Here is a 25,965-nt window from a genome sequence, read left to right on the forward strand (position 1 = left end):
ACGGTGGAGGGGAGTCCGGCCGATCGGACGGTTGCGGGTAAGGGGTGGGAGCGACCGGCGGCAGCGACCGACGAGCGCGGTACGGTGGGTGGGATTTGGAGGGGTGGGGATGTCAGCGGCGACCTCGTCGGTCTGGGACGGGTGGGCGTGCGAGCAGTCGCGTGTGGAGCTGTCGTCGTGCGGCACTCGAAGCAACGCCCCACACCACCGTATAAACGCACCCACGACTTCAGAGCCGGAACGACGGCCGAAGATTTATATATGAGAACTAGTCGCGGTGCTCGTTCAGTCGCTCTTTGAGCCGGCGGGCCGCCTGCTCGGCCGCGCCGAAGTACGCGTCTTCGTCGCTGCCCGCGCCGCGTCCCGCGTCTTCACCGGCGAAGATGATGCCTCGCGAGGAGTTGACGAGCCCGACGCCGTCGGCCAGACCGTGCTCGACGGCCGCCTCGGCGTCGCCGCCCTGGGCACCGACACCGGGGACGAGGAAGGGCAGGTCGGGGACCACCTCGCGAATCCCCGCGAGTTCGTCGGGGTTGGTCGCGCCGACGACGAGGCCGACGTTCCCCCGCTCGTTCCAGGTCTCGGCCAGCCTCGCCACCCGCTCGTACAGCGGCCCGCCCGACGCCAGTTCGAGGTCCTGGAGGTCCGCCCCGCCAGAGTTCGACGTGCGACAGAGGACGAACACGCCGCCGTCTTCGCGCTGGAGGAACGGAGCCAGCGAGTCACCGCCCATGTAGGGGTTGACCGTGATCGCGTCCGCCAGGTCGAGTGCCGTGGCGTACTGACGGGCGGTGTTTCCGATGTCGCCGCGCTTTGCGTCCAGCAACACCGGCACGTCCTTGCCGTGGGCGTAGGCGATCGTCTCTTCGAGCGCGCGCCACCCGTCCGCGTCCTCGTAGAAGGCGGCGTTGGGCTTGTAGCAGGCCGCGTGTTCGTGGGTCGCGTCGATGACGCGGCGGTTGAACGCCCAGCGGGGCAGCTCCGCGTCGGCGACACAGTCGGGCAGTCGGTCGGGGTCCGGGTCGAGGCCGACGGAGACGACGCTGTCCGCGGCCGCGATTCGCTGGCCGAGTCGATCGAAAAATCCCATGGCCGATCTGGCGTCGGCGACCGACACAAGCGTTTCCTTCCGTGCCGGACCCCCAACCGTGGCCCCAGTTTTCACGCGCCTGTCGGGAACGGGGTGCGGTGTTATGATTTTTGATACGGGGACCGGGGCCTATAAATCGCTGGCTTCCGTCGGCCCGCCTATGGACCGTTCGCTCGACATCGAGCACGTCGCGCGGGAGCTGCCCGACCTCGACGCGGTGCTCGATGATACCCGTCTCCGCCCGATCGGCCTCGTCGGCGGCTTCGCACTCGTGTTGATCGGGGCCCTGCTCGGACTCCCGCTGGCAAACACCTTCTGGACCTCCGTCGTCTCCGGCGTGCTCGTGTTCGTCGGGATCCCGCTGTTCTCCGTCGGACTGGCGGCCCCGGAGCCAGAGGACGGCTGGGAGATTTTCACCCTCGGTGTCGACCTCACGCGTGAGCAGCGCCGCATCGTCGGTATCGGATCGCTGCTGGTGGTCTTCTCGCCGATCAGCGTGGCCCTGCTGGGGCCGATACTGGGCTTTGCCACGGCCGTCTGGCTCGCGGCCGCGGCGCTCGCGGTGCTTGGTTCCGTGCTCATTCTCACCGGGTTCATCGCCTGGACCTCCAGAAAGCTCGTCGAATCGCCGGTCTCGCGGTAGCTCCGGGCCTACGCGGCCGTGATCGCGACGAGTGCGTCGACGGCACCTTTGACGGCCGCCGCGTGCTCGATCCGGACCACGACGCCCTCGTCGCCGCGCTCGATATCGATCCCGTCTGCGGGCTCGAACGCCTCGGGCAGCGAGCCGTCGACGGACAGGGTCGCACCGTCGGGAAAGACCGTCACGGTCCCGATCCGGTCGCCGTCGATCGCGACGCCGTAGGCCGCAGTTCCGTCCGCCGTCGGCTCGACCTCCGGCGTGGCGTCGACGACGCCGACCCGATCCAGCGGCGGCGTTTCCAGTCCCGTCAGCTCCGACGCGAGCAGCTGTGCGACGCGTTTACCGTCGGTAATTCGATCCTCGACCATCACAGATCACCTCGTGTGCGCTCTGCGAATTCGGCCACATCGATCCCCTGCCGACGGGCGTAGACGACGGCGGCAGCCTCCAGAGTGACGCCCAGCTCGTCCTGGAGTCGGTTGATCGCCGCGACCGCCGACTGTTTGTCCTCGCCGTGCTGGACGACGGCGGCGAGGACGCGCTCGAACGTCGACCGCTCGCGGAGGATCGACTCGTCGGGGGCGAACCCGTCGGGCAGCGAGACCTCCGACGGATCGAAGGTGACGACGAGGTCGTCGCCCTCACGCTCGACGAGCCCCTCGCTGGCGGCCACGTCGACGAGACGCTTGGCCTGGTCCGGCGAGAACCAGTCGCGGTCGAGCGACAGCGCGACGACGAACTCGCTCTCTCCGAGTCGATCGCTCCCGTCTTTGGCGAACGGTGCGGCGACGGCGCGGCGGAGACTCATCGCCGAGACGTGTGGCTGGGCGGCGTATCAGGGTGTCGGTCGCTGGCGGCTCGTCATCGAACGCTTCAAGTAGCCGCTGGGCTATCCCTACCGTATGAAAGATCAGGGACGCTCCACACGCAAGCGGACCGGCGGTCGCGTTCGCCCGTCGCGCAACAAGCGAAAGTACGAACTGGGCAACGAGTCCACCGAGACGACCGTCGGCGACCAGAAGCTCAAGACCGTCGACGCACGCGGTAACACCGAGAAGTTCCGCGCCGTCACCACCAACGTCGCCAGCGTCGCAGACGACGGCGAGGTCGTCGAGGCCACCATCGAGGACGTCGTCGAGAACGCCTCCGACCCGAACTACGCTCGCCGAAACATCGTGACCAAGGGTGCGATCGTCGAGACCAGCGAGGGCCGGGCCCGCGTCACCTCCCGCCCCGGTCAGGACGGACAGGTCAACGCAGTCCTGATCGAGTAATCCGCAGACAGCGTTTCGATATAGTAACAATTGAAACGATTTACACACCGATCGCACTTTCGTCGTGCGATCGGGTGTGCATTGATTTTCAATTGCTACTATAGTCACAATAGCTCTCGGTAGCGTTCCGGACACCTCTTAGCGACGCTTTTACCACGTCCCGGCAGAGTCTCAGGTGGCGTGTATTCCCCACGCCGCGGACTGTGCCCGATCCGCGGTCGTCGACACGCCACCCCACGAGCCCGGGGTATCCCGTCACGTCACGCCATCCCAGTTGGGGCCACCAGACCCCACTTTTCGGACGCTGCACGACGACGGTCACCTGCGGGACGCGCCGGAAAACGACGGCAGTAGCCATCGAAAGTCAGCGCACACCCGATCGCACGACAGCGGTGCGATCAGTACGCATATCGTTTCGATTGCGATACGTACCGATATGTACCGCTCGGGAGCCCAATTATAAACCAGTTACAACGGCGCTCGTCTCGGTCCGGACGATTCGGACAGGACACGATGACAGCAACACTCTCATTCGAACCAGCCGTCGCGAAACAGCACCGACAGATCGACGTGTCCCGCTGGGACGAGGTGTACGTCGTCGGCGACGTACACGGCTGTGCGGAGACCCTCGAACAGCTCCTCGATCGGCTCGACAACGGCCGGAGCCTGTTCGTCTTCGTCGGCGACCTCGTCAGGAAGGGGCCGGACAGTCGACGCGCACTGTCGCTGGTCCGCGAACGGGACAACCTGCTCAGCGTCAGGGGCAACAACGAGCAGAAGCTCCTCGACGGCCGGGCGTCGATCGACGCGCTCGACGACGACGACCTGGCCTTCGTCGAGTCGATGCCCCTCGTCGTCTCCTGGGACGGCGCGCTCGTCGTCCACGGCGGGATCGACCACCGCAAGCCACTGGCCGAGCACAGCGCCGAGGAGCTGCTGAACAACCGCTCGCTGGTCCCGGACGGCAGCTACGACCGACCCTACTGGTTCGAGACCCGAAACGGCGGGCGGAAGGTGTTTTTCGGCCACACCGTGCTGGCACAGCCGTTCGCCACGCCGTGGGCGGTCGGGCTCGACACCGGCTGTGTCTACGGTGGACAGCTGACGGCCTATCGGTGTTCGACCGGGGAGTTCGTCTCCGTCGAGCCACCGGAGACGTACGTCGAGCGCAGCGCCGACAGTATCGTCGACCCGCGTCCGGCGGTGGAGGAGTGAGATGGACGGCGATCGCGACCAGGACGGCGTCGGTATCGAGCCCTTCGAGCCGGACGACGTGGACCTCGCGGATCCGTCGCTGTATCTCAACCGCGAACTCAGCGAACTGGAGTTCCAGAAGCGGGTGCTCCACGAGGCCGAGGACGAACGGACGCCGTTGCTGGAACGGGTCCGGTTTCTGTCGATTTTCACCCGCAACATCGACGAGTTCGTGATGAAACGGGTCGGCGGCCTCAAACAACAGATCGAGGCCGGCGTCACCGACCGCACGCCCGACGGCCGAACGCCGCTGGAACAGTGGCGCGAGATCCACGACGAACTGCAGCCGATGCTGGCCGCGCAGACGGCGTGTTACCGGGAGACGATCAGACCGGCGCTGGCCGACGCCGGCATCGAGATCCTCGACTACTCGGCGCTGGCGGCCGACGAGCGAACGCGTCTGCGGACGTACTTCGAGGACTCGGTGCTGCCGACGCTGACGCCGCTGTCGTTCGATCCGGCCCACCCGTTCCCGTTCATCTCGAATCGGTCGCTGTCGCTGGCGATCGTCACGCGTCAGTCCCCCGGCGAGGAACTGACCTTCACTCGGGTGAAGATCCCTCCCAACCGGCCACGACTGGTCGAACTCGAAGCCGGTGCGCGATACGTCCCGATCGAGGCGGTGATTCGCAACAACCTCGACTTACTCCTGCCCAACGTCGAGATCGTCGACACGGCGCTGTTCCGGCTGACGCGCAACGCCGAGGTCAGGCGCGACGAGGAGATCGCGGAGGACCTGATCGACATGATCGAGGAGGTCCTCGAACAGCGTCGGTTCGCGTCCGTCGTCCGGCTCGAAATCGAGGCCGACGCCCACCCGTTCGCCCGCGAAACGCTGCAGGAGCAACTGGAACTGGACGAACGCGAGATCTACGAGCGGAAGGGGCCGCTGGACTACCGGGAGTTCGACCGCCTCGTCGACCTCGATCGGCCGGCGCTGCAACGCGACGCCTGGACGCCCAGACCACACCCCCAGCTGACCGCGACCGACCGGACCGCGATCGGCGAACACACCACGAAACACCAGAGCGTGTTCGAGCGGGTCGGCGAGACGGACATCCTCCTCCATCACCCGTACCACGACTTCACCCAGACCGTCCAGTCGTTCCTCCACGAGGCGGCGACCGACCCCGACGTGCTGGCGGTGAAGGCCGCGATCTACCGGACGACGAGCGACTCGCAGGTGATCCAGTCGCTGATCGACGCGGCCGAGAACGGCAAGCAGGTGGCGGTGATGGTCGAGCTGAAGGCTCGCTTCGACGAGCAGAACAACCTCGAATGGGTCCGGACGCTCGAAGAACACGGCATTCACGTCGCCTACGGGACGATCGGGCTGAAGACCCACACGAAGACGGCGCTGGTCGTCCGCGAGGAGGACGACGGCGTGGAGCTGTACTCTCACGTCGGCACGGGCAACTACCACTCCGAGACCGCGAAAGGGTACGCCGATCTGGGCCTGCTGACCGCCGACCAGGACATCGGACAGGACCTCGTGACGGTGTTCAACTTCTTCACCGGCCCCTCGCTGGACGAGCAGTTTCGGAAGCTCCTGATCGCGCCGGTGACGATGCGCGAGCGGTTCACGCGGTACATCCGCCGGGAAGCCCGGTACGCGCAGGCGGGACGCCCGGCCCGGATCGTCGTCAAGGTCAACGGGCTCGAAGACCCGGCCATCGTCGAGGAACTGTACCGCGCCGCGATGGCGGGTGTCGACGTCGACCTGATCGTCCGCGACATCTGTCGGCTGCGTCCCGACGTCGAGGGCGTCAGCGAGAACGTCGACGTGTACAGCCTCGTCGGGCGGTTCCTGGAGCACTCGCGGATCTTCTACTTCGAGAACGGAGCCGCGCCCGACGACCCCGCAGCGGCCGAGACGGTGGGCGATCCGCGGTACTTCATCGGCAGCGCCGACTGGATGACCCGGAACCTCGACTACCGGGTCGAAGCGGTCACGCCCGTCGACGATCCGACGATCCGGCGACAGCTGAAGTTCGTGCTCGAACTGACGCTGGCCGACAACCGCCACGTGTGGGAGATGCAGTCTGATGGGAGCTACGAGCAGCGACGGCCGGGAGACGAGTCGGCCGTCAGTACGCAGGACGTGCTGATGGAACAGACGCGAGCGGCCGCGAGCCAGGACGAACCGGTGGCCGGCCTGATCGAACCGTACCCGATCGACGGTGACCTGCTCGTCGAGGCGGGGCCACCTCGGAGCATCGATACCGATGAAGTCGACGGCGACGACACGGAAGTGACGAACGACGCTGAGGCGCAACTCCCCTCCGAAACCGACGGCGGGTCGCCCCGAATCCTCGATCGACACGAGGACCGCTGGTACGAGCCCGACAGCCGGACCTACGAGTACGCCGTCCGGACGCCGGACGGACAACGAGTGTACCGAAAGACCGCGGACGGAGCCGCTTCGGCGCTCCGCCAGTACTACGAGTAGCCGAGGCCGGCCGTCTCAGGGACGCGGTGCGGCCTTCTGAAGTGCGCTCTCGGCGATGTTCCCGCCGTAGTCGGCGGTCCGGGACAGCGAGTCGACGACCAGCCCGAGCACCTGGGCGCTCTGGGGGTCGGCCTCCCGGACCTGTTCGTCGACCTCGCGGGCCATCGCGTCGACGTCCTCGATGGTGCCACGGGCCTGGTTGGCCTGCTCGACGGCTTCCTCGGAGTCGTCGGCCAGCAGCGCCTCCATCGCGGTTTCGGGCACGGTCGCGGCCTCCTCGCGGAGCGTCCGGAGCTTCTCGCCGGTCTCGCCGCTGATGGCGTCGATCTCGCGGGACAGCTCGGCGATCTTCGTCGCGTGGTCGGCGATGCGCTCCAGCTGGCGGGCGCTGGACTGGTAGTCGAAGACGGTCTCTCGGGGGAAGCCGATCTCGGTCGCCGCCGTCGGATTCCGCAGCACCGTCCGGAACACGCGCGAGACCATGTACCAGAGACGGTCCACGTCCTCGTCGCGGTGGATCACGTCGGCCGCGAGGTCGTCGTCGTCCTCGACGAGGGCGTCGATGGCGTCTTCCAGCATCGTCAGCGAGACCAGTTGCATCCGCGTGATGGCGTTGTGGACCGACAACTCCGAGGAGTCGAGCAGGTCCTGCAGGACGACCCGATCGGAGGTCTCCTCGATCACTTCCAGCCCCACGAGCCCCTGGACGGCGTCGCGGACCACGCGGCGCTGTTTCGGCGAGATCCGGGGCGTCTCCAGTGTGATGACGTCGAAGCCGCTCACGTACATCGTCATCACCGCGCGGGTGAGCTCGTGGTCCTCGTCGAGACCGCTGATGTCCAGCGTCCCCTCGACGCGCCCGTTCTCGCGGCGGGGCGAGAGCAGGAGGAGGTCCTCTTCTGCGTGAAACTCCACGACGCTCCCGGCGCTCACGTCGTTTTCTGTCGCCCATTCTTTGGGAAGCGAGACGGTGTACGTCGATCCACCCGTCACCTGCACCTTTCGCGTCTCCATAGATCCCTCTCGCGGCCAGACCAACATAAATCCATAGGGAACTATATAGCGACAACGATACGAGAGGTTCCGGAGAGAACAAAACGAGCGTCGACGACGGAGAACCATCCCAGAGGTCTGTTTCGAGGCAATACCGGGTGTCGAGAGCCAATTCTGAACTACCCAGAGCGAGGGAGTAACGGCGATGTAGCCGGTATTCTCTCTCCATGGATATCTATACCAAACATACTCCTATATATACTACGTACGGTTTGGTACTCTTCATAGTAGAGTACTTATTCACCCCTGAGTACGCTTCAGACGATGACACGGGACCCCAACAGGGACGTTTCGCGTCGGAAATTTATCGCCGGAGGGTTGGCCGGTGTGACGGCGCTGTCGGGCTGTGTCCAGAACACGCGTCGGGACGCGTGGGGCGGCGGTTCCGACGACGGTGGTGGCGGCGACGGTCTCTCCGGGCAGGTCATCGTGAAGGGAAGCAGCACTGTCTTCCCGATATCTGACACGATGGCCGAGAAGTTCATGGAAGAACACGGCGAGGTCAACGTCACCGTCGACCCGACTGGGAGCGGTGGCGGCTTCGAAAACTGGTTCTGTGCCGGCGACTCCGACATCAACGGCGCGTCACGGCCGATCACGGACGCCGAGGTCGAGCAGTGTACGACCAACGACGTGGAACCGATCGAGTTCCAGGTCGCTGGCGACGCGCTGACGATGGCCGTCAACAACGACGCCGAGTGGGTCGAGTGCATGAGCTTCGAGGAACTGCGCCAGATCTGGAGCGACAACGACGTTACTCACTGGTCGGACGTACGCGATGACTGGCCCGACCGGAAACTCGAACTCTACGGTCCGGCGTCGACCTCCGGGACCTTCGACTGGTTCAACGAGAACGTCGTCGGCGAGGAGACCAATCATACGACCGACTACCAGCCGACCGAAGAAGACGAGACGATCGTTCGGGGGATCCGCGACAACGAAGGCGGCATGGGATACTTCGGTTACGCGTACTACAACTCGAACTCGGAAGCCGTCAAGGCGATCGACGTCAAGGTCGAGGCAGACGAGGAGTGTACGCCGCCGAGCCTCCCGAACGCCAAGGACGGCTCCTACCCGATGGCGCGGCCGCTCTTTATTTACGTCGCCGAGTCGGCGCTCCAGCGCGAGGAAGTGTACGAGTACGTCCGGTACTACCTCGAACAGTCCGAAACGGACGTGGTACAGGACATCGGCTACGTCCCGTCCAGTGCCGAGCAACGCGACGAGAACCTCGCCAAGCTCGAAGAGGTCGCCGGATAGAACAGTGCTGTCTCAGGACACACACATGGAGAACACACGGGGGCGAACACGATGAGCGCCGAGACGCCCGAACCGGATATCACGTCCAGACCACGCGGGCGTGCGGCGCGCGAACGGATGTACCGGTACGTCCTGTTGCTGTGTGCGGCGCTGTCGATCCTCGTGACGATCAGCATCGTCGTGTTGCTCGCGCGGGACGCGATCACCTTCTTCACGCTCGTGAACCCGCTCGAATTCTTCGGCGGGACCGAGTTTCTCCTCAGCCGGAACATCTACGGGCTGCTCCCGCTGTTGAGTGGCACCCTGCTGGTGACGGTGATCTCCGCGCTGATCGCCCTGCCGACCGGTGTCGCGGCGGCGGTGTATCTCAGCGAGTACGCCAGCGACCGGATGCGCTCGGTGCTAAAGCCCGGTCTGGAAGTCCTCGCGGGGATTCCGACCGTCGTCTACGGGATCTTCGCGCTCGTCTACGTGACGCCGTTCCTGCGGACGATCGGTCTGCCGGTCAACACCTTCAACATCCTCAGCCCGTCGATCATGGTCGGGATCATGATCATCCCGATGGTGTCCAGCCTGAGCGAAGACGCCATGAGCTCCGTCCCGGACTCGCTGCGGCGGGCCGGCTACGGGATGGGAGCGACGAAGTTCGAGGTGACCACCGGCGTGGTCTTGCCCGCGGCGGCGTCGGGGATCTTCTCCTCGTTCATCCTCGCGCTGTCGCGAGCCATCGGCGAGACGATGATCGTCGTCGTCGCGGCCGGCAGTCAGCCCCGGATGCTGAACCTCGCGGAGCCCCTCCAGAACCTCTGGCAGGGGTTCCAGCCGATGACGGCCGCGATGGTCCAGATCAACAGCGCCGACAGCGTCAGTCAGCTCGGATTCAGCAGCATGTTCGCGATCGGGCTGACGCTGTTTGCGATCACGTTCCTGCTGAACCTCGTGAGCAACCGCATCGCAGCCCGATACCGGGAGGAGTACGAATGAACGACACAACGATGGGTGAGCACTGATGGCGACGACGGAACCGGACGTCGACTGGCACGGCGACGACAGCTCGGTCAACCACCTCCGCGGGCGAGCGTTCGAGGCGGCCTGCCTCGCGGCGACCGCGTTCGGGCTCGTCTCCGTGTTGCTCCTCTTGCTGTTCGTCGCCAACGACGCGTTCAGACCGCTCTCGGCCGACAGCGGGTGGCTCCTCACCTACGCCGCGACCGTGCTGGCCCCGCTGGCCGCGCTCGCGGTGTACTACTACCGGCTCGACGAACCGGCCGGCGAGGTCGCGTACGTGACCAGCGGCCTCCCCGTGGTCGGCGTCTTGCTCACGGGCGGGTTCGCGGTCATGTTCATCGAGTTGCTCTCGATTCTCGAGTGGTTCGCGCTGGTGACCTCGCTGGTCGCGGCCGGCGGCCTGATCGTCGCCCACGGACGCCTGCGGCCCAACGCGGCCCTCGAACGCCTCGTCGTGCTGTTTGGCGCGCCGGTCGTGACGGTCCTGGGGACTCCGCCGGCCCAGTTCAACTGGCTCGTCACCGACCTGGCGGCGGCGCTGGGCGTCGACTTCGGGCTGTACCACCGCGTGATCAGTCTGCGAGAAGTGCTGTTGCGCTTGCCGTACGTGCCCACCAACTGGCTGTTGCTCCTCGGGACGCTGGTCGCGCCACTCGCCGTGGCCGGCGGCGTGTTCGTCGCCCGGCGTCGCGACTCTCGACGGGCCGGCTTCGCGGTCGTCGGCGCGACACTCGTCGGCGCGCTTGCCGGCCTCGTCACCGGTCCGGCGCTCGGGATCGGCTACGGCGGCTGGATGCTGCTGGTCGCGTTCGTCGCGCTGCCGGTCGGCATCTACGTCGAGGGCGTCGTGCGCCGTCGCGAAGGCGTGCGCGGACTGGCCTTCCCGGTCATCGCCGTCCTCGGCGTGGCCGTCGGCAGCGTCGTCGTCGATGCCGCCGGCTTCGCCGGTCCCGACTCCTGGCTCGACTGGGGGTTCCTGACCAGTGCGACCTCGCGGACCGCCGCCGACGCCGGGATCTACCCCGCGATGGTCGGCTCGATCATGATGATCATCGTGATCGTCCTGGCGACGTTCCCCGTCGGCGTCGGCGCGGCGATCTATCTGGAAGAGTACGCCCCCTCCGAGGGGGCGATGGGCAAGTTCGTCACGCTCGTCGAGATCAACATCGGGAACCTGGCCGGCGTTCCCTCGGTCGTCTACGGCCTGCTGGGACTGGCACTGTTCATCCGGATCGTCCAGTGGCCACAGGGCTCGATCGTCGTCGCCGGCCTCGCGGTCGGCCTGTTGATCCTGCCGATCGTCATCATCTCCGCACAGGAGGCGATCCGCTCGGTGCCCGACTCGTTCCGACAGGCCTCCTACGGGATGGGGGCGACCCGCTGGCAGACGATCCGGCAGGTCGTCCTGCCCGAAGCGCTGCCGGGGATCCTCACCGGGACGATCCTGGCGCTCGGGCGCGCGATCGGCGAGACGGCACCGCTGCTGATGATCGGGGCGGCGGCGTCGGTGCGACTCGCCCCGAACGGCTTCTTCGACGTGGCGAGTATGATGCCCCGACAGATCTACAGCTGGTCGAGCGAACTGGAGCCGGCGTTTCGCCACGGCGTCCTCGCCGCTGGCGTGATCACGCTCCTGGCGGTGTTGCTGGTGATGAACGCGACTGCGATCGTCATCCGCAACCGGTATCAACGAGAGTGACAATTCATGACACAGAACGAGATGACGAGCGACGACAGTACCGATCCCACGGCCGCTGGGACCACTTCCACCCCGGACCCGTCGGGTGAGCCACTCGTCGACCAGTCGATCGAGGTCGACGGCACCGACGGCGGTGCCCAGACCGGTCGTGAGCAGGTCATCGAGGCCCGGGACCTGGACGTCTTCTACGGTGACGTACAGGCGCTACAGGGCATCACCATGTCGATCCCAGAGAATCAAGTGACGGCGATGATCGGCCCCTCGGGCTGTGGGAAGTCCACGTTCCTGCGGTGTATCAACCGGATGAACGACCTCATCGACGCCGCCAGGGTCGAGGGCGAACTCTACTTCGAGGGGAAGAACATCTACGACGACGACGTGGACCCGGTCGCACTGCGCCGCCGGATCGGGATGGTGTTCCAGCACCCCAACCCCTTCCCCAAGAGCATCTACGACAACGTCGCATACGGCCTGCGGATCCAGGACGAGACCGAGAACTTAGACGAGAAGGTCGAGACGGCGCTCAAGCGAGCGGCGCTGTGGGACGAAGTCGAGGACCAGCTCGACAAGTCCGCGCTCGACCTCTCGGGTGGGCAACAACAGCGCCTCTGTATCGCGCGGGCCATCGCCGTCGATCCCGACGTGATCCTCATGGACGAGCCGGCGTCGGCGCTGGACCCGATCGCCACCTCGAAGATCGAAGACCTCATCGAGGAACTGGCCGAAGAGTTTACTGTCGTCATCGTCACACACAACATGCAACAGGCCGCACGGATCTCGGACAAGACCGCCGTCTTCCTCACCGGCGGCGAACTCGTCGAGTTCGGCGACACGCAGTCGATCTTCGAGAACCCCGAGCACCAGCGCGTCGAGGACTACATCACCGGCAAGTTCGGATAACACCGACGGATGGCACCCGACTACGACGCCGTCGTCTTCGACAACGACGGCGTGTTGATCGAACGGACCGACGAACGACGACTGGCAGAAGCCGTCAGTGAGGCGTTCGCGGCGTTCGACGTATCGGTCGACGAGCAGCGCGCCCGCGAGATGGTCGCCAGGGACGGACCGCCCGGCGAGGCCTTCGAACGTCGCTTCGACATCGACCCCGCAGAGTTCTGGCAACGCCGGGAGGCGAAGGCCAGTGCGATCCAGCGCGAGGCGATCCACAGTGGCGAGAAGTCCCTCTACGACGACGCGGCGATCCTCGAAGTGCTCCCACACGCGACCGGGCTCGTCAGCAACAACCAGCACGCGACGATCGAGTTCATCCTCGATTACCACGACCTCGGGCGGCACTTCGAGACCGCGTACGGACGCGTCCCCACCATCGACGGGGCGAGACGCAAGAAGCCAGACCCAAGCTACATCGAGCAGGCACTCGACGACCTCGGCACGCGATCGGCGCTGTACGTCGGCGACAGCGAGAAAGACGTAGTCGCCGCCCAGCGGGCCGGAATCGACTCGGCGTTCGTCCGGCGTGACCACCGGGCCGACCTCGACCTCTCGGCGACGCCGACCTACGAGGTCACAGACCTCTACGGACTGGCCGACCGACTGGGCGTCCGGATCGAGTGAGACGGATTGTTGTCGATCTGTCCCGGATCGACCGCACGACCTCGTGCGATCGACCTGGCAAACGGCGACAACAATCCGTATGAGTTCCCCCCGCACAATCGACACATGACACGAGATCGCTACGAAACAGAGCTCGAAGCACTGAAAGAGGGCGTCACGTCGATGGCGACGCTGGTCGTCGAGCGCCTCCGCGAGGCGGCACGCGCCTACGAGGACGGCGACGAGGACGGCGGCCGGGAGATCGCCCAGCGCGACGACGAGATCAACGAGTTGTATCTCGAACTCGAAAGCGAGTGTATCGATCTGCTGGCGCTCCAACAGCCCGTGGCCGGCGATCTCAGATTCGTCGTCGCGACGTTCAAGATTCTCACCGACTTGGAGCGAATCGCCGACCTCGCCGCCAACATCGGCCGGTACGCCGGGACGCCCGGACGCGACCGCCTCACCGTCGTCCCGATCGCAGACATCGCGGACATGGCCAGCAGCCAGGTGGCCGACGCGATCGCAGCCTACGTCGAGGCGGACCCAGAGCAGTGTCGGACGGTCGTGGCCGGCGACACGGACCTCGATCAGCGCTGTGAGGCCGCGGCCGACGACCTCGTGCGATACCTGGCGGCGTACGACGCGGCCGGCGACGACCACGAGACGCTGCTGGCAGACACCAAACAGTTTCTCCTGACCGTCCGTGACCTCGAACGGGTCGGCGACCACGCCGTCAACATCGCTGCCCGGACCTTCTACATGATCGAGAGCGACGACGAACTGATCTATTAGCTGTTTCGGCGCGGGGGCACCATCTAGAGTTCGTCGAAGGGAAAGCCTGATACGGATGTCCGGCGCAGGACCGTGCATGCCACGCGAATCGTATCAGGAACGCCTCGAAGAGCTCCGGGAGGACGTCCTCTACATGTCGGAAGTCGTCCTGGAGCGGTTCCGCGTCGGACTCGACGCGCTCGAACAGAAAGACGAGGAGTTGGCCTGGGAAGTCATCGAGGGCGACGACGAGATCAACCAGATGTACCTCGAACTCGAACAGGACTGTGTCGACCTGCTGGCGCTCCAACAGCCCGTCGCCGGTGACCTGCGCTTCATCGCCGCCTCGTTCAAGATCATCACCGACCTCGAACGCGTCGCCGACCTGGCGACCAACCTCGGCGAGTACACGCTCACCGCCGACCGGGACATGTTCCCCGAGGTCGACATCCAGGGCATCGCCGACCACACCCTGGAGATGATCGAGGACGCGATGGCGGGGTACCGCGACGAGGACACCGACGCCTGCTACCAGATCGCCGAACGGGACGACGAGATCGACGAGCGCTGTGAAGACGCCTCGGAGGCGGTCGTGCGCGACCTCATCGAGCGCGAGGTCGCCGACGGTGCCGGCGAAGCGGAGATCGAACAGCTGATGAACGACGTGTCGCGTCTCCTGTTGACGATTCGGGACCTCGAACGGGTCGGCGATCACGCCGTCAACATCGCCGCCCGGACGCTGTACATGGTCGAGAACGACGACGAACTGATCTACTGATCGAACCCGTCTGCATCCTCGCGAGCGGGGGAGTCGTCGACAGTGCCGACCCGAAAAGTGCGGGCGAAGACGGCAGACCGAGCGACTAGTCGAGCGAACGGTCCTGTCCGCCGGCCAGACCGGCCTCGGTGATCCGGAACTGGACGGTGTCGCCCGCGGCCTTCGCGCGGTGTTTCTCCAGTGTCGCTCTCCGATTCCCGCCCCGGAACCGATCGAGCCGGACGATCGCACCGGACCAGTGATTCAGCGTGTGGCCCCCCAGCGCTCGGGTGCCGTCGCTGTCCGGGTCCGCGAAGACCTGGTTCGTAACGGCCACGGCCAGGTCGTGCTTGCGCGCCAGCGAGAGCAGATGTGTGATCTGGCGGGCCACGTCTCGCAGCGCCTCGCCGCCGTCACCGTCGTCCCGTTCGAGCCGGTAGAAGCCGGTCGCGCTGTCGAGGACGATCAGCTCGATCTGCGAGGCCAGCTCCGCGGCGTCCTGGACGGCGACCTCCTGGTCCTCGAAGTCGAGCGCCTCGGAGACGACGATCCGTTCGGCCAGGTCCGAGAGCGCCTCGTCGGTCTCGTCGGCGCGCGCGCCAGCGATCTGCTCCATCCGGTCGGCCGACAGCCCCTCCGTGTCGATGTACAGCGCCGAGTCACCGGCGGCCGCCACCTCGACCGCGCCACTGAGTGCGAGGTTCGTCTTGCCCGCCGCCGGTGGGCCGTAGATCTGAGTGACAGCGCCGCGCTCGAACCCGCCACCGAGCAGGTCGTCGATCTCCGCGCAGCCGGTCGAAACGTACTCGCTCACGTCCTCGGCTACGGTGAGGCGCGGTTAAACGCTGACGACCGACGCGTGACCCGCGTTCGCTGATCGGCACCTGCGACGGTAGATACTTGGAGGCGAGCGACAAGTGACGACTAGTGATCGTCGTCGCAACGGCGGACTTCGAGGTGTACCACGGCGTCGTCGGCGAGCTGCGGGACCGCGGCGTCGACTTCACGACGATCGAGCCGGGCGAGGAACTGCCCGACGAGACCAGCGTCGTCGTGACGGCGGCCGACGAGAGCCACGAGCCGGCGGGCGTCGAAGTCGTGCGAGCGGATCCGGCGACACCGCGTGCGGCCGTCGACGAGGTGGTCTCGCTGCTGCGGGGCAATGGCGGCAAGCTGGTCGTCGGGATCGACCCCGGCGACCGGCCTGGCATCGCCGTCCTCTCGGGCGAGATGGTCGTGGCCGCGTTCCAGGTGCCGGCCGACCAGGTCGCCGAGGCCGTCCACGAGGAGCTGGCCGACGCGGTCGACCCGCTCGTCCGGATCGGCGACGGCGCGCGACTGCTGGGAGCGCGGATTATCGACGATCTGGGTGACGTGACCGTCGAACTGGTCGACGAGACCGGGACGACGCCACACCTCGGAACGGGGACCCGCGGCATGGGCGACGTGCTCGCGGCGGTCAACATCGCCCGCATCGAGGGCGAGGAGATCGAGTCCCGCGAGATCGACCCCACCGCGGGCGAACTCAAGCGTATCAAAGAGCGCTCCCGGGAGCAAAGCGAGACGAACCGGGCCATCGGCGAGGCCCTGGCCCGCCGGGTCGCGGACGGGCAGTTGACGATCGAGGAGGCGCTGGCGAAACACCGCGACGGCGACGACGAGTGACCGGCCGGCGACGACCCGAAATCCATTTTGGACGCCCGCGCGCCCCTCGAACCATGCGCCCTCCACTCGGTGCGACGCTCGCGTACGCGACCAAACGGAAACTGCTCGTCCTCTACGGTGTCGTCTTCGTGGGACTGGTCGTCCGGAACTGGAACGTCCTCGAACCGCTGTCCATCGTCGTCGCCCTGCTGCCACCCTTCCTCCAGCGCCTGCTGCTGAGCGTCTCCGGTTTCCTGACCGAGATCGCCGGCTTCCTGATCGTGGCCGTCGGGGCGGTCGCGATCCTGAAGACGGTCCTGGACGACTCGCTGGCGACCGACCGTCAGCGCGCAGATCCCTGACGGCTACCGGACGGCGTCTTCGGCCCGGCGAAGGACCTCGCGGACGGGCAGTCCGGTCTCGTCTGCGACCGCGGCGGCGTCGTCGTACTCGCCGCTCACGTCGAAGACGGTGCCCTCGCTGTCGGTGGCGACCTTCACGTCGACCTCGTAGGCGTCGCCGTCGATCTCGACCGTGACCGTGACGATCTCGCGGTCGGCGATCCAGCGGTGGCCGGCACCGTGGGCTCGCACGCCCAGCGTTCCCGTCTCCTCGGCGAGTCGGCGCGCGACGCGCTCGCTGTCTGCCGGCTTGCAGACCACCTTGACGAGGTGGCCCGGCCGTGACTTCTTCATCGTGGCCGGGAGGATCGACACGTCTCGCGCCCCCGCCTCCTGCAGTCGTTCCTGCAAGCTACCCAGCACCTCCGGCGTCGTATCGTCGAGGTTCGTCTCCAGGACGGTGATCTCGTCGCGGCGGAGCCCGCCGCCACCGTCGCCGACGATCGCCCGCAGGACGTTCGGGCGGTTCTCGAACGAGTACCCCCCAGCGCCGTAGCCAGACGCCTCGACGGCGAGCTCCGGCAGCGCGTCGACGCCGTCGGCGAGGTGTGCGAGGATCGCCGCGCCGGTCGGCGTCAGCAACTCGGCGTCGACGGGTCCGCCAGCGAGCGACCAGTCGGCGCGCTCGGCGATCTCGACGACGGCCGGGCCGGGAACGGGGTAGGTCCCGTGGCTCATCTCGACGGTGCCACCGCCCGCGGAGAGCGGCGTCGTGACGACGCGTTCGACGCCGATGTCGTCCAACAGGAGACAGACGCCGACGATGTCGGCGATGGCGTCGTCGGCCCCGACCTCGTGGAAGTGCATCTCGTCGAGCGTGGTGTCGTGGACCGCGGCTTCGGCCTCGCCGAGGATCTCGAAGATCGCCAGCGCGTCGCGCTCGACGTCGGCGGGGAGGGCCATCTCCCCGACGATCTCGCGGACCTCGCCCAGCGACCGGGACGGACCGTGCCCCTCGGCGGCGGTGTCGCCGTGAGTGTGACCGTGGCCGCCGTCCGCGTGGTCGTGGCTGTGGTCGTGCCCCGGTACCTTCGAAGGCATCTGGTGGTTCGCGTCGGTCCCGTCCGTCCGAGCCTCGTCTACGTCGGTCAACACGACCGCGACGCTCGTGGCACCGATCCCGCGTTCGACCGTCTCGGAGAGTTCGTACCGGATCGGGAGGGCGTCCTCGACGGGGGCGAGGGCGTCGCGATCGGCACCGACGGCCAGGAGGGCAGCGAGCAGCATGTCGCCGCTGGCACCCATGCGGCCGTCGAAAGCGAGTGTTCGCATACCCGTTGCGTCGGTGCGCCGAAAGAAAAGTACCCCGAAGCGCCGATCAGTTGCGGACGACGTGGACGTCGTACTCCTCGTCGGCTTCCTCGCCGACCGGCACGACCACGTCCTCGTCGTCGCTCCCGACGAACAGGACGGTCGCGTCAACGTCGCCGGCAGTCTGGCGAACGTCCTCGGAGAAGCCACCCGCAGGCGAGTGTGCGCTCACGTCGGTGTAGCGCAGTTCCGTGTCGTCGGTCGCCTCCTCGATCTTGCGTTCGAGGTCCTGCGTGACCGATTCCAGCGGGAAGTCGTCGTCGCGGTCGACCCACTGCCGGCGCTCGGCGTAGCTGTCGCCGGTCGGGATGTAGCTGACGGCGACGACGTCGCGATCCAGCGCCGTACCGTACTCGACTGCGCGTTCGAGTGCCACACGGGCCGGCGACGATCCGTCGTACGGAACGAGAAACACCATAGTCGCGGCTTTCTCGGCCAGCCCTATGAAAGCTACCACCACGGCAAGGTGTGACATGAAGGGGCGACCGACGTACGGTGGCGGGCGTCAGTAACGCGGCCGCACAGGTGTGACACATGATAACATAAGTACCTGCCGGACGAACGGGGGACCGCCGGTAGCATAAAGCATATCTCCGGTCACGACTGAAATCAGGTATCCCCGCAGACTAACTATGAACGAGGTTCAACTGGAGGTCGCGAAAGCGTACCCGAACGACTCGGGGCGCGGTATCGCTCGCCTGGATCCGGACACACTCTTGCATCTCAAGCTCTCGCCCGGCGACATCATCGAGATCGAGGGAAGTGACACCACTGCCGCGAAAGTGTGGCGTGCGGATCGACAGGACTGGAACACCGACACGGTGCGCATCGACGGCTTCACGCGACAGAACGCCGACGTGGGTATCGGCGAACGCGTGACGATTCGTAAGGCCGACGCCGAGAAGGCCGACAAGCTCGTGCTGGCTCCGCCGGAGGAAGCCAGCGTCCAGTTCGGCTCGGACGCGGCGGGCATGGTCAAGCGCCAGATCCTCAAACGCCCGGTCGTCGAGCGCGACATCGTCCCCGTGATGTCCAGTACGAACCACCCGTTCATGCGCTCGCCGGGCCAGGCGATCCCGCTGATCGCCGTCGAGACCGAGCCAGAGGGCGTCTGTCTCATCACCGAGGACACGGACGTGGAGTTGCGCGAAGAGCCAATCAGCGGCTTCGAGAAGACTGGCGGGGGGATCACCTACGAGGACATCGGCGGCCTCTCCAGTGAGATCCAGCGGGTCCGCGAGATGGTCGAGTTGCCGATGAAACACCCCCAGATCTTCAAGAAGCTCGGCATCGAGCCACCACAGGGGGTGTTGCTCCACGGTCCACCGGGCACGGGCAAGACCCTGCTCGCGAAGGCCGTCGCCAACGAGACCTCTGCCAGTTTCTTCTCTATTGCCGGTCCGGAGATCATCTCGAAGTACTACGGCGAGTCCGAACAGCAACTCAGAGAGATCTTCGAGGACGCCAGCGAGGAGGCCCCCTCGATCATCTTCATCGACGAACTGGACTCGATCGCGCCCAAGCGCGAGGACGTGACCGGCGAGGTCGAGCGCCGTGTCGTCGCCCAGCTGCTGACGATGATGGACGGCCTCGAATCCCGCGGGCAGGTCATCGTCATCGCCGCGACCAACCGCGTCGACAGCGTCGATCCCGCACTGCGCCGACCTGGCCGGTTCGACCGCGAGATCGAGATCGGCGTCCCCGACGAAGTCGGCCGCGAGGAGATCCTCCAGATCCACACCCGCGGGATGCCCCTCTCGGACGACGTGGCCCTCTCGAAGCTGGCGACCGAGACCCACGGGTTCGTCGGTGCCGACATCGAGAGCCTGACCAAAGAGGCCGCGATGAAGGCGCTGCGCCGGTACCTCCCCGAGATCGACTTAGACGAGGAGGACATCCCGCCGAGCCTGATCGACCGCATGATCATCAAACGCGAGGACTTCCGCGGTGCCCTCAACGAGGTGAGTCCGAGCGCCATGCGGGAGGTGCTGGTCGAGCTCCCGAAGATCTCTTGGGACGACGTGGGCGGCCTCGACGACGCCAAAGAGCAGGTCCAGGAGTCCGTCGAGTGGCCGATGAACAGCCCGGAGAAGTTCGAGCGCATGGGCGTCTCACCGCCCTCTGGCGTCCTGCTGTACGGGCCGCCGGGGACCGGCAAGACCCTGATGGCCAAAGCCGTCGCCAACGAGACCGACGCCAACTTCATCTCGGTGCGGGGCCCACAACTCCTCTCGAAGTGGGTCGGCGAGTCGGAGAAGGCGATCCGTCAGACCTTCCGGAAGGCCCGGCAGGTCGCACCGACGGTGATCTTCTTCGACGAACTCGACTCGCTCGCGCCGGGGCGTGGCGGCGAGACCGGGAGCAACGTCTCCGAACGCGTGGTCAACCAGCTGCTGACCGAACTCGACGGACTCGAAGAGATGGAGGACGTGATGGTGATCGGCGCGACCAACCGACCGGACATGATCGATCCGGCACTGATCCGCTCGGGTCGCTTCGACCGCCTCGTGATGGTCGGCGAACCCGGCATCGAGGGCCGCGAGCAGATCCTCAAGATCCACACCGACGACACGCCGCTGTCGCCCGACGTCAGCCTGCGCGAACTCGCCGAGATGACCGGCGGTTACGTCGGCTCCGACCTCGAATCCATCGGCCGCGAGGCCGCCATCGAGGCGCTGCGCGAGGACGACGACGCCGACACGGTCGAGATGAAGCACTTCCGCCAGGCCATGGAGAACGTGCGCCCGACGATCACCGACGACATCCGCGACTACTACGAGCAGATGCAAGACGAGTTCAAGGGCGGCGGCGAACCCCAGCAGACTCAAGGCGGCGGCCGCATCGGCTTCCAATAGGAACCCACCTTTTTGCGCGGCGGGTGCGCCGAAGGCGCACCGCTTGCGCAAAAACGTGGGCGAAAAAGGCTGAACCTCGCTTTGCTCGGTTCAGTGAATCTCGCGAACTGCCGGGTTCTTCGAACCGCTCGTTCGCGCGAATGCTTCGCAGTGGTCCATAGAGGGAGTACACGGATCACCAGCATCCGCGCGAGCGAAGCGAGCGCAGTTCACCGACGGCGAGACCGATGGTCGAGCCGTCGGCCTTTTTCACCGACGTTTTTCGAGGAGCGGTTCCCGCAACGAGCGCAGCGAGTGAGGAAACCCGACGCAGAAAAACGTCGATGCGCAGATCTACCGAACGGCCGATTCCACCCGGGGCGACCTGTATATGACAGGGTACTGACCCCACCCCAACTATTTGAACCTCGGCGGACACCACCCACCTGATGCCCTCCAAGATCGAAGCCGTCGTCCTGAACGAACCGGCCGGCAGCCCGAAGACGCTCGTCATGTTCTTCGGAGCGGTCCTGTTCGCGGGTGTCTACGCCTACGGTGCCCTGCGCGGCAGTTCGAACACATTTCTCCTCGTCATGGCCGCGGGCTTCGTCCTGTCGGGGATCGCAGAGTCCCTGCCGACGGATCGTCGACGGATCGCAGGCGTCCTGCGTGTCACCGCGATACTGATCCTGCTGGCTCTGGTCGCCGTCGTCCTGTTCGCACCCGCTCTGGTTCTCTCCTGAGCGCCTCACTCCCTTCGACCGCAAAAAAGCGCCGCTGACAGCCTACAGTTCGCCCAGCTTCCGCAGCAACTGGCCGCGGTACTCCTCGTCGGCGCGGACGCCTTTCATCTCCAGGACGTTGCGCTGGAGCTTGTCGAGGGCGACGTTGAACGCCGTGTCGGAGCCGTAGCCCTCGCCGGAGCCGGCGGCCTGTCCCTTGTTGGTGCGCAGGCGGATCTGACACTGGATCAGTGGCGTACCACGGAGCTTCTCTTTGTGTTCGTGGAAGCGCACGTGGGCGTGCTGGACCTGCATATCCTGGTACTTGCTGGCCACGTCGCCGATCTCCTCGCGGATGTCGTCCCGAGAGATCGTGTTGTCCAGGAGGTTGATGTTGGTGATCTGTACGTCCATGTGGTCCTCCTCGGTGAACGTCAGCGCGCGGAGCACGTCCGTCTTGGTGACGATGCCGGCGACCAGCGAGTCGTCGTGGTCCGGCGTGACCACGAGGCCGGCGAAGTCGTTTTCGAGCATCCGTTCGACGGCGTCGCGAACGGAGTCGTCCAGCGAGGTCGTCTCGACGGGGCTGTTCATCACGTCGTAGACCGGCAGATCGAGGACGCGGTCGTTCTCGCCCGAGCGGTCGCCCCGCGTCGCCTTGTTCATGTCTCGGACGACCACGTCGACGATGTCGTGGGTCGTGACCATGCCAGAGAGGTCCCCGTCGTCGTCGAGCACGGGCACGCGAGAGATGCCGTGCTTGCGCAGGAGGTTGATCGCTTGCCCGACGTGGGTCTCCTCGGTGATCGTCACGACGTCTTTGGTGTAGATCTGTTCGACGGTGAGAGCATCGAGATTCTCCAGGACGGCGTCGAGAATGTCGTCGCCCGTGACGACGCCCCACAGAGAGTCGCCCTCGAAGACCGGTGCGATCTTCGCACCGCCCTCGACGAGGACGCGCGCGACCTCGCGGACGTCGTCGTGGCGTTCGACTTTCGGGGCCGACCGCATCATCGCACCTGCCTTCGCGTTGTCCTCGACGTGGGACTGGACCAGCTGCTTCTGGGTAATCACGCCGGCGTACGCCCCGTCCTCGGTGATGACGATTCCCTTGGGGTTCTCGCGCTCGAAGATCGAGCGCACTTTCCCGAGGCGGACATCGGCGTCGAGTTCAACAAAATCACTAGTGGCAATATCAGCTATATTCATCGTACTTCCCATTACGAGGGTTCGACGCCGGAGGTAATCAAAGTTGGTTCCGGTTCCAGCCCCTGAGAACGCTCGTCGGACTCGCTCACCCCCGCAGTTCATTGTGCCAGCGCCCGAACACCCGGCGTGCTCCCGGACATCACCGTCCTCGGCCCGTACACGTACCTCGCGACAGAGATCGTGTGGGGTCTCGTCGCGGCCGGCCTGCTCTGGTACGCCGACGCGGCACGGACCGCTGCCCGAACGATCGCCGTCCTCTATCCGTTCGCGTACGTCTGGGACTGGTACACGCTGGAGGTCGGCGTGTTCGCAATCCCGATGCGAACCGGCGTCGAACTGCTCGGCATTCCGATCGAGGAACACATCTTCATGCTCGTCGTTCCGGCGATGGTCGTCGGCGCTCACGAGACACTTGCCCGACTCGACGACGACTGACACTGCCGGCTGTTCGTTCCCGGACCGTCGCGACCGAGGGAGTGATCTCGTAACGCGCTGGCACAGACAGTGTGAGGCGGAACCGGCGACCCGGCGACGACGGCGACGGCTCTCCGACTGCAACAGTGAGACACCGCAGAGCGCATAATATAGTATTTCTTAAATATCCACTTATAGTTGGAAAGCGTTTCTCCCTGTGAGCTGAACGATCACAGAACCAACCGCTGTCAAAGCCAGTGCAAAACCGCTTTACCCACAATTTTGTATGTGAACGTTACCCACGTCAACGGGTCCACGCAAAGTATTAGTGTGGTGCGTGTGTTCTGACACGTAGATCAGTTGAACCATGTCCGATACCCCCTCCCCCCACATCGAACTCTACGTCCGGTCGCTCGTTCCGGACGGTGCCCACGAGCGACAGGCGGCCGTCATCGAGCGACTCGAAACGCTGGACCAGGACGACGCGATCGAAGACTTCTCGGTCATCGTCTGGGGCAAGCAGGTGTCCAGAGAGTCGGCGGCCGCTCACACAGAAGAGGGTCGGTACATCCTCAATCGCGTCGCCGAGTTCAAGCAGTGGGCGCTGTCGAACAACGTCTCGCTGGAGTCGTTCTACCAGACGACCGAGATCTCCTCGGAGATCACCGACGACTACTCGGCGATGATTCTGCCCGTGATGGGGCTGGCCGAGTACGAGAGCGGGGAACTCCAGCACGTGGCTCCCTGTACGAATGGTGACGTGGTCCACACGATCATGGACCGGCTCGAACGCCTGGAAGCCGGCGAACCACCGGCCATCGAGCAGGAAGCGAGCAACGCCTCGATCGTCTAGAGGCTACCGTCAGCGAACTGTTCGACGGCCTTGCCCTCCGCTCGCTGTAACCGGTACTGTACCGTCGATCGCGGCACGTCCAGTCGCTCGCCCAGTTCGCCGACAGTCGTCTCCCGTGGCGTCCGGTAGTATCCCGCGTTGACGGCCGCTTGTAGGGTTCGACGCTCCTCGACGGTGAGATCGGCGTCGAAGGCATCGTCACCGCGCCAGCCGTCGATCCCGCCGACGTGGCCCAGTTCGAGCGTCAGTCCGTCTCTGAGGTTCCGCTCGATCGCGTCGTACAGCTCGCCGACCGGCGTCGCTTCCGGCATCAGGACTCGCCAGACGTACTCGTCGCCGGACCGTTCCGCGTCGAACAGCACCCCGTCGCCCACGTAGTCGACGGCCAGATACGGGATAGAGTGACAGCGGTCGATCTCCTGGCGGCGCGTGTAGACCAGGCGATGCTCCGGACCGGCGTCCAGAAGCTGGTACTCGCGCGTGGACGAACACTGCTCCATGTCCAGACACTCGTTACAGATCGACTCGTCGAGATAGAGATCGTCGAGTCGGTCGAGCACGTCCGACGGGCCGACGATGCGGTCGATTCGCCACATCGCGTCCGCGTTGGCGAAACAGGCCTGCGAGCGAGCGTAGAGCGACGGAGTCTCGACGAAGAGGTCCATCAGGTCGTCCGCGCCCGACTCGTACTGGACCGTGAACTCGAACTCGCGCATACGCGGAGGTCGGTCGGCTATCTGCAAGTGGATTTCGTTCCGAGACGCCGATCGGCAGCCCCGCGGCGGAGAAACACCGCTCAGACTGTCGTTTGCAGGCGCTCGGCGTAGGGACCGACCGTGTCGTCGTTCAGGAGTGTCTCCACGATCGTCTTCACGCCGACTTCGGCGTCGTAGGCCGGCCGCCCCTTCCCCGTCGCCGACGTGGTCCGCTCGGTCGACAGGAGGTCGTCCGCCGCGAGCGATCCCAGCGCCGACACGACCGCCTGTCGTTCGACGCCGCCGAACGGATCACGAGCGACCGTATCGAGCTGGTCCTCGATCGTCTCCGTCACCACGTGGGACTGGACGGGGGTCTCCCCTTCGATGGTCAGTTCGGCGACCGCCAGCAACACGAACTGTTCGAACGGCCGACGTGAGCAGATCGTCTCGTCCATGTGGTCACACTCTGGCGGGCGGCGTATGAAGCTATTGGGACCGCCGGTGTCGTGCGCGAAAAATTGTGACACAGCCGGCACACCGTCGTCCAGCGGCGGTTTCGAAACGCCGGCTTCCGAGAGGCCACCGCCGAGCCACACGCGACACTCACGAGGAAGTGTCCCCGAAGCGGTGCCGTCTGTCGACTGGGGCGGAATCCAGACCGGCGAACGAATCGCCACGCTCGCGGTTTGTGTCGTCAAAAATGGGTTGGGGCGGATTTGAACCGAAATCAGACGTGCTCGCTGCGCTGTGCGCGACTGATAGGGTTCAGATCACAGCGCCATTCACTCCTCACGTCCGTTCGTCGCAGAAATGGGTTGGGGCGGATTTGAACCGCCGGCCTCCTCCATGTCAAGGAGGTGTCATAACCAACTAGACCACCAACCCGCGTTGGCTTCCATCTACACTCATCCGTTGCAGAGGGGTATAATTGAATGTTTCGAAAGCGAATCCCAGCGCCGTCTGTGGGTTGTGGACATGGTGCGGTCGAGCGCGATTCGAGCGACACGGCGTGTCCGCTCGGGCGATGTCCCGATATCGAATCCGTCACGTGGTCCCGACAG

The 25,965-nt window shown here is 65.7% G+C and carries 27 protein-coding genes and 1 tRNA gene; 17 read left to right on the forward strand and 11 right to left on the reverse strand.

Annotated features, from left to right (window positions below; translation table 11 throughout):
• Positions 1-268: 268 nt before the first annotated feature.
• Positions 269-1,090, reverse strand: a complete 822-nt coding sequence (gene pyrF, locus IL252_RS15390) for an orotidine-5'-phosphate decarboxylase (protein WP_208628734.1) — start codon at positions 1,088-1,090, stop codon at positions 269-271.
• Between the two features lie 160 nt (positions 1,091-1,250).
• Here pyrF and IL252_RS15395 point away from each other — a divergent pair, with 160 nt between their 5' ends.
• A complete protein-coding gene (locus IL252_RS15395) occupies positions 1,251-1,733 on the forward strand; it encodes a hypothetical protein (protein WP_208628735.1) in 483 nt (160 codons plus the stop codon).
• 8 nt (positions 1,734-1,741) lie between these two features.
• Here IL252_RS15395 and IL252_RS15400 read toward each other — a convergent pair whose 3' ends face one another.
• Positions 1,742-2,101: a hypothetical protein gene (locus IL252_RS15400; RefSeq protein WP_208628736.1), complete on the reverse strand. Its 360-nt coding sequence runs from the start codon at positions 2,099-2,101 to the stop codon at positions 1,742-1,744.
• The gene (locus tag IL252_RS15405; protein WP_208628737.1) at positions 2,101-2,541 is read right to left on the reverse strand and encodes a DUF2240 family protein; all 441 of its coding nucleotides are present in this window, start codon (positions 2,539-2,541) and stop codon (positions 2,101-2,103) included. Before IL252_RS15405 ends, IL252_RS15400 begins: the two co-directional genes overlap by 1 nt.
• A 94-nt stretch (positions 2,542-2,635) precedes the next feature.
• Between IL252_RS15405 and IL252_RS15410 the strand changes: the two genes are divergently transcribed.
• The 3 genes from IL252_RS15410 (at position 2,636) to ppk1 (ending at position 6,710) form a co-directional block, all read left to right on the forward strand.
• Positions 2,636-3,007 carry a 30S ribosomal protein S8e gene (locus IL252_RS15410; protein ID WP_208628738.1) on the forward strand — a complete coding sequence of 124 codons (372 nt, stop codon included), beginning with the start codon at positions 2,636-2,638 and terminating at the stop codon, positions 3,005-3,007.
• 513 nt (positions 3,008-3,520) lie between these two features.
• On the forward strand, positions 3,521-4,222 hold the full coding sequence (locus IL252_RS15415) for a metallophosphoesterase family protein (protein WP_208628739.1): 702 nt from the start codon (positions 3,521-3,523) through the stop codon (positions 4,220-4,222).
• A 1-nt stretch (position 4,223) separates the two neighbouring features.
• Entirely contained in the window at positions 4,224-6,710 is a 2,487-nt protein-coding gene (gene ppk1 / locus IL252_RS15420; RefSeq protein WP_208628740.1) for a polyphosphate kinase 1, read from the forward strand.
• A gap of 15 nt (positions 6,711-6,725) precedes the next feature.
• Here the strand turns inward: ppk1 and IL252_RS15425 are convergent, their stop codons facing one another.
• Positions 6,726-7,724, reverse strand: a complete 999-nt coding sequence (locus tag IL252_RS15425; RefSeq protein ID WP_153552946.1) for a phosphate uptake regulator PhoU — start codon at positions 7,722-7,724, stop codon at positions 6,726-6,728.
• Between the two features lie 303 nt (positions 7,725-8,027).
• Between IL252_RS15425 and IL252_RS15430 the strand changes: the two genes are divergently transcribed.
• From IL252_RS15430 to phoU (IL252_RS15460), 7 genes are all read left to right on the forward strand, one after another.
• Positions 8,028-9,023, forward strand: coding sequence for a PstS family phosphate ABC transporter substrate-binding protein (locus IL252_RS15430; RefSeq protein ID WP_208628741.1), 996 nt, complete (start codon positions 8,028-8,030; stop codon positions 9,021-9,023).
• A 51-nt stretch (positions 9,024-9,074) separates the two neighbouring features.
• Positions 9,075-10,007 carry a phosphate ABC transporter permease subunit PstC gene (gene pstC / locus IL252_RS15435; RefSeq protein ID WP_208628742.1) on the forward strand — a complete coding sequence of 311 codons (933 nt, stop codon included), beginning with the start codon at positions 9,075-9,077 and terminating at the stop codon, positions 10,005-10,007.
• Positions 10,008-10,032: 25 nt separating this feature from the next.
• Positions 10,033-11,730, forward strand: coding sequence for a phosphate ABC transporter permease PstA (gene pstA / locus IL252_RS15440; protein ID WP_208628743.1), 1,698 nt, complete (start codon positions 10,033-10,035; stop codon positions 11,728-11,730).
• A 6-nt stretch (positions 11,731-11,736) separates the two neighbouring features.
• A complete protein-coding gene (gene pstB / locus IL252_RS15445) occupies positions 11,737-12,630 on the forward strand; it encodes a phosphate ABC transporter ATP-binding protein PstB (protein ID WP_208628744.1) in 894 nt (297 codons plus the stop codon).
• 9 nt (positions 12,631-12,639) lie between these two features.
• On the forward strand, positions 12,640-13,308 hold the full coding sequence (locus IL252_RS15450) for an HAD family hydrolase (protein ID WP_208628745.1): 669 nt from the start codon (positions 12,640-12,642) through the stop codon (positions 13,306-13,308).
• Positions 13,309-13,413: 105 nt separating this feature from the next.
• Positions 13,414-14,082, forward strand: a complete 669-nt coding sequence (gene phoU / locus IL252_RS15455; RefSeq protein ID WP_208628746.1) for a phosphate signaling complex protein PhoU — start codon at positions 13,414-13,416, stop codon at positions 14,080-14,082.
• A gap of 76 nt (positions 14,083-14,158) precedes the next feature.
• Positions 14,159-14,839 carry a phosphate signaling complex protein PhoU gene (gene phoU, locus IL252_RS15460; protein ID WP_153552939.1) on the forward strand — a complete coding sequence of 227 codons (681 nt, stop codon included), beginning with the start codon at positions 14,159-14,161 and terminating at the stop codon, positions 14,837-14,839.
• An 85-nt stretch (positions 14,840-14,924) separates the two neighbouring features.
• On the opposite strand, the gene radB is transcribed toward phoU (IL252_RS15460), so the two are convergent.
• Positions 14,925-15,632, reverse strand: a complete 708-nt coding sequence (gene radB, locus IL252_RS15465) for a DNA repair and recombination protein RadB (protein ID WP_208628747.1) — start codon at positions 15,630-15,632, stop codon at positions 14,925-14,927.
• A gap of 113 nt (positions 15,633-15,745) precedes the next feature.
• Between radB and IL252_RS15470 the strand changes: the two genes are divergently transcribed.
• Positions 15,746-16,483, forward strand: a complete 738-nt coding sequence (locus IL252_RS15470; RefSeq protein ID WP_208628748.1) for a hypothetical protein — start codon at positions 15,746-15,748, stop codon at positions 16,481-16,483.
• 53 nt (positions 16,484-16,536) lie between these two features.
• Positions 16,537-16,824: a hypothetical protein gene (locus tag IL252_RS15475; RefSeq protein ID WP_208628749.1), complete on the forward strand. Its 288-nt coding sequence runs from the start codon at positions 16,537-16,539 to the stop codon at positions 16,822-16,824.
• A 3-nt stretch (positions 16,825-16,827) separates the two neighbouring features.
• Here the strand turns inward: IL252_RS15475 and larC are convergent, their stop codons facing one another.
• Together larC and IL252_RS15485 are read right to left on the reverse strand one after the other, a co-directional pair.
• Positions 16,828-18,135: a nickel pincer cofactor biosynthesis protein LarC gene (gene larC / locus IL252_RS15480; RefSeq protein WP_208628750.1), complete on the reverse strand. Its 1,308-nt coding sequence runs from the start codon at positions 18,133-18,135 to the stop codon at positions 16,828-16,830.
• 46 nt (positions 18,136-18,181) lie between these two features.
• The gene (locus tag IL252_RS15485) at positions 18,182-18,592 is read right to left on the reverse strand and encodes a universal stress protein (RefSeq protein WP_208628751.1); all 411 of its coding nucleotides are present in this window, start codon (positions 18,590-18,592) and stop codon (positions 18,182-18,184) included.
• 214 nt (positions 18,593-18,806) lie between these two features.
• Here IL252_RS15485 and IL252_RS15490 point away from each other — a divergent pair, with 214 nt between their 5' ends.
• A complete protein-coding gene (locus tag IL252_RS15490; RefSeq protein ID WP_208628752.1) occupies positions 18,807-21,029 on the forward strand; it encodes a CDC48 family AAA ATPase in 2,223 nt (740 codons plus the stop codon).
• Positions 21,030-21,457: 428 nt separating this feature from the next.
• A complete protein-coding gene (locus tag IL252_RS15495) occupies positions 21,458-21,751 on the forward strand; it encodes a hypothetical protein (protein ID WP_244257251.1) in 294 nt (97 codons plus the stop codon).
• Between the two features lie 42 nt (positions 21,752-21,793).
• On the opposite strand, the gene IL252_RS15500 is transcribed toward IL252_RS15495, so the two are convergent.
• Positions 21,794-22,939, reverse strand: coding sequence for a CBS domain-containing protein (locus IL252_RS15500; protein ID WP_208628809.1), 1,146 nt, complete (start codon positions 22,937-22,939; stop codon positions 21,794-21,796).
• A gap of 126 nt (positions 22,940-23,065) precedes the next feature.
• On the opposite strand from IL252_RS15500, the gene IL252_RS15505 reads away from it, so the two are divergent.
• Together IL252_RS15505 and IL252_RS15510 are read left to right on the forward strand one after the other, a co-directional pair.
• Complete coding sequence (locus IL252_RS15505) at positions 23,066-23,374, forward strand: lycopene cyclase domain-containing protein (protein WP_170093811.1); 309 nt, start codon at positions 23,066-23,068, stop codon at positions 23,372-23,374.
• A gap of 346 nt (positions 23,375-23,720) precedes the next feature.
• Entirely contained in the window at positions 23,721-24,206 is a 486-nt protein-coding gene (locus tag IL252_RS15510) for an HTH domain-containing protein (RefSeq protein WP_208628753.1), read from the forward strand.
• On the opposite strand, the gene IL252_RS15515 is transcribed toward IL252_RS15510, so the two are convergent.
• From IL252_RS15515 to IL252_RS15525, 3 genes are all read right to left on the reverse strand, one after another.
• Positions 24,203-24,922 carry a helix-turn-helix domain-containing protein gene (locus IL252_RS15515; protein WP_208628754.1) on the reverse strand — a complete coding sequence of 240 codons (720 nt, stop codon included), beginning with the start codon at positions 24,920-24,922 and terminating at the stop codon, positions 24,203-24,205. The two genes, IL252_RS15510 and IL252_RS15515, sit on opposite strands and share 4 nt — an antisense overlap.
• Positions 24,923-25,002: 80 nt before the next feature.
• Positions 25,003-25,359 (reverse strand): hypothetical protein, encoded by a 357-nt coding sequence (locus IL252_RS15520; protein ID WP_208628755.1) that lies wholly within the window; start codon positions 25,357-25,359, stop codon positions 25,003-25,005.
• Positions 25,360-25,715: 356 nt separating this feature from the next.
• Positions 25,716-25,789: transfer RNA gene (locus IL252_RS15525), tRNA-Val, on the reverse strand.
• Positions 25,790-25,965: the final 176 nt, after the last annotated feature.

The sequence above is a fragment of the Halomicrobium sp. IBSBa genome (assembly GCF_017612575.1).
Taxonomy (GTDB): Archaea; Halobacteriota; Halobacteria; order Halobacteriales; family Haloarculaceae; genus Halomicrobium.

What these genes read in the sequence shown, in the direction of transcription:
- IL252_RS15430 (WP_208628741.1), top strand. Translation starts at nt 8,028, where the DNA reads ATGACACGGGACCCCAACAGGGACGTTTCGCGTCGGAAATTTATCGCC.
- pstC (WP_208628742.1), top strand. Translation starts at nt 9,075, where the DNA reads ATGAGCGCCGAGACGCCCGAACCGGATATCACGTCCAGACCACGCGGG.
- IL252_RS15485 (WP_208628751.1), bottom strand. Translation starts at nt 18,592, where the DNA reads ATGGTGTTTCTCGTTCCGTACGACGGATCGTCGCCGGCCCGTGTGGCA.
- IL252_RS15405 (WP_208628737.1), bottom strand. Translation starts at nt 2,541, where the DNA reads ATGAGTCTCCGCCGCGCCGTCGCCGCACCGTTCGCCAAAGACGGGAGC.
- pyrF (WP_208628734.1), bottom strand. Translation starts at nt 1,090, where the DNA reads ATGGGATTTTTCGATCGACTCGGCCAGCGAATCGCGGCCGCGGACAGC.
- larC (WP_208628750.1), bottom strand. Translation starts at nt 18,135, where the DNA reads ATGCGAACACTCGCTTTCGACGGCCGCATGGGTGCCAGCGGCGACATG.
- IL252_RS15395 (WP_208628735.1), top strand. Translation starts at nt 1,251, where the DNA reads ATGGACCGTTCGCTCGACATCGAGCACGTCGCGCGGGAGCTGCCCGAC.
- IL252_RS15400 (WP_208628736.1), bottom strand. Translation starts at nt 2,101, where the DNA reads ATGGTCGAGGATCGAATTACCGACGGTAAACGCGTCGCACAGCTGCTC.
- IL252_RS15510 (WP_208628753.1), top strand. Translation starts at nt 23,721, where the DNA reads ATGTCCGATACCCCCTCCCCCCACATCGAACTCTACGTCCGGTCGCTC.
- IL252_RS15415 (WP_208628739.1), top strand. Translation starts at nt 3,521, where the DNA reads ATGACAGCAACACTCTCATTCGAACCAGCCGTCGCGAAACAGCACCGA.
- IL252_RS15410 (WP_208628738.1), top strand. Translation starts at nt 2,636, where the DNA reads ATGAAAGATCAGGGACGCTCCACACGCAAGCGGACCGGCGGTCGCGTT.
- ppk1 (WP_208628740.1), top strand. Translation starts at nt 4,224, where the DNA reads ATGGACGGCGATCGCGACCAGGACGGCGTCGGTATCGAGCCCTTCGAG.
- pstA (WP_208628743.1), top strand. Translation starts at nt 10,033, where the DNA reads ATGGCGACGACGGAACCGGACGTCGACTGGCACGGCGACGACAGCTCG.
- IL252_RS15425 (WP_153552946.1), bottom strand. Translation starts at nt 7,724, where the DNA reads ATGGAGACGCGAAAGGTGCAGGTGACGGGTGGATCGACGTACACCGTC.
- phoU (WP_208628746.1), top strand. Translation starts at nt 13,414, where the DNA reads ATGACACGAGATCGCTACGAAACAGAGCTCGAAGCACTGAAAGAGGGC.
- IL252_RS15500 (WP_208628809.1), bottom strand. Translation starts at nt 22,939, where the DNA reads ATGAATATAGCTGATATTGCCACTAGTGATTTTGTTGAACTCGACGCC.
- IL252_RS15490 (WP_208628752.1), top strand. Translation starts at nt 18,807, where the DNA reads ATGAACGAGGTTCAACTGGAGGTCGCGAAAGCGTACCCGAACGACTCG.
- IL252_RS15475 (WP_208628749.1), top strand. Translation starts at nt 16,537, where the DNA reads ATGCGCCCTCCACTCGGTGCGACGCTCGCGTACGCGACCAAACGGAAA.
- IL252_RS15520 (WP_208628755.1), bottom strand. Translation starts at nt 25,359, where the DNA reads ATGGACGAGACGATCTGCTCACGTCGGCCGTTCGAACAGTTCGTGTTG.
- pstB (WP_208628744.1), top strand. Translation starts at nt 11,737, where the DNA reads ATGACACAGAACGAGATGACGAGCGACGACAGTACCGATCCCACGGCC.
- IL252_RS15450 (WP_208628745.1), top strand. Translation starts at nt 12,640, where the DNA reads ATGGCACCCGACTACGACGCCGTCGTCTTCGACAACGACGGCGTGTTG.
- IL252_RS15515 (WP_208628754.1), bottom strand. Translation starts at nt 24,922, where the DNA reads ATGCGCGAGTTCGAGTTCACGGTCCAGTACGAGTCGGGCGCGGACGAC.
- IL252_RS15495 (WP_244257251.1), top strand. Translation starts at nt 21,458, where the DNA reads ATGCCCTCCAAGATCGAAGCCGTCGTCCTGAACGAACCGGCCGGCAGC.
- phoU (WP_153552939.1), top strand. Translation starts at nt 14,159, where the DNA reads ATGCCACGCGAATCGTATCAGGAACGCCTCGAAGAGCTCCGGGAGGAC.